This window comes from Dietzia sp. DQ12-76 (assembly GCF_014145045.1).
In the GTDB taxonomy this organism is placed as follows: domain Bacteria; phylum Actinomycetota; class Actinomycetes; order Mycobacteriales; family Mycobacteriaceae; genus Dietzia.
Genome location: NZ_JAALDV010000342.1, coordinates 1 through 1,562, shown reverse-complemented (window position 1 = coordinate 1,562; position 1,562 = coordinate 1). Strand labels below are relative to the sequence as shown.

The 1,562-nt window shown below is 70.7% G+C and carries 1 protein-coding gene and 1 pseudogene; one reads left to right on the top strand and one right to left on the bottom strand.

Annotated elements, in window-relative coordinates; all coding sequences use genetic code 11:
* Positions 1 to 493, top strand: a pseudogene (locus tag G6019_RS11780) (hypothetical protein); the annotation flags it as partial.
* Between the two features lie 56 nt (positions 494 to 549).
* On the opposite strand, the gene G6019_RS11775 reads toward G6019_RS11780, so the two are convergent.
* Positions 550 to 1,562 (bottom strand): LCP family protein (locus G6019_RS11775; protein ID WP_309230218.1); only part of this gene is annotated, 1,013 nt, incomplete at its 5' end.

Below are 1,562 nucleotides of genomic sequence, written 5' to 3'. Positions count from 1 at the left end.
CCGTGCCGGGCGTGCGCGCCGCGCGGCGCTGTTCGCGGCAGCCGGGGTGGCCGTGCTGTCCGGGTCCGCCGTGCTCGGGTTCGTCCTCACCCGCGGGATACTCTCCCCAGGGGAAGACCCCGTCGCCTGCTCCCCGGTGTCCGAACCCGGCCACGTGGTGGGCGCCGGCCCCGGGTCGCTGGACACGCCGTTGGAGACGGTGCTGGCCTTCGACCACGCGTATTACGTCGAGCGCTCGGCCGAGAAGGCGTTCGAGGCGGTCTCGCCGTCGAGCCGGATGACCTTCGATCAGTTGCGTGCCGACGGGGTGGACCGGGTGCCCGAGGGCACCACCCACTGCGTGGACGCCCGGGAGTTGTCACCCACGCTCCTCGAGGTGACGCTCACCGAGTCCCGGCCCGATTCCGAGCCCGTGGTGATAAGACAGCGGGTACGGGTGGCGGAGAACCCTCACGGGACGTGGGGGATCGTCTCGATCACACCCGCCGGATGACGGACCCGCACCCGATCGACTCGCCCGCACCCGGGAGAGCGGCCCGGGCGACCGGGTCAGGGGCCGGCGTCGAGATACTCCTGGGGTGGGGTACGCCCCGAGGCGACCGCGTCGAAGAACCCCGTGGTGTTCGGGCCCCACACGAGATACGACCCCACGGAACCCGAGTCCATGCCGTCGTATGGGGCGGTCACGGTGAGGGGATCGCCCCTGAGCTTCCACATCACCCAGGCGAGGTTCCAGATGTGGTCCCCGGAGTCCACGGTGACGGCCTCCGAGGCGGAGTCGATGAGTGACACCGCGGTGAACGGGTTGAGCAGGTTCCCCGGGGACATGGTCTCGCTCATCAGCGCGCCGAGGAACTGCCGCTGGTTGCGGACCCTCTGGAGGTCCTGTTCCGCGAACCCGTAGCGGGTGCGGACGAAGCCCAGGGCCTGAGGACCCGCGAGGGTCTGACACCCGGCGGCCAGATCGAGTCCGGCGAGCGGGTCGTTGATCGGCTCCTCGATGCAGATGTCCACGCCTCCGACGGCGTCGACGATCCCGGCGAAACCGCCGAACCCGATCTCCGCGTAGTGGTCGATGCGCATGCCGGTCTGTTCCTCGAGCGTCCGGGTGAGCAGAGGCGGGCCGCCGAAGGTGTAGGCGGCGTTGAGCTTGTTCTGACCGTAGTCCGGGATGTCGACCAGAAGATCGCGCGGGAGTGAGATGAGCATGGTCCGCCCGCCGTCCCGCGGCGTGTAGACCAGCATCATCGTGTCGGTGCGTTTGCCGCCGGCATCGGATTCCGACCCGGTGGACAGTTGGGCCTGCTGCTCCGGGGTGAGGCCTTCGCGCGAGTCCGTCCCGACCAGCAGCGTGATACTGCCCGGGGTGTTCCCGCCCCGGCCGGGGTAGTCCGGCAGGGCGTCGATCCGCTGGAGCTTGGAGTCCGCCCACAGGACGCTCACCACGCCCAGCGTCAGGATCAGGACGAGCACCAGGCCCAGGATCCGCATCGGCCCGAGGCGGCGTCTACCGGGTGCCCGGCGCGGCCGGCGCGCATCCGCCGGCCCGTACCCTGCCCGCG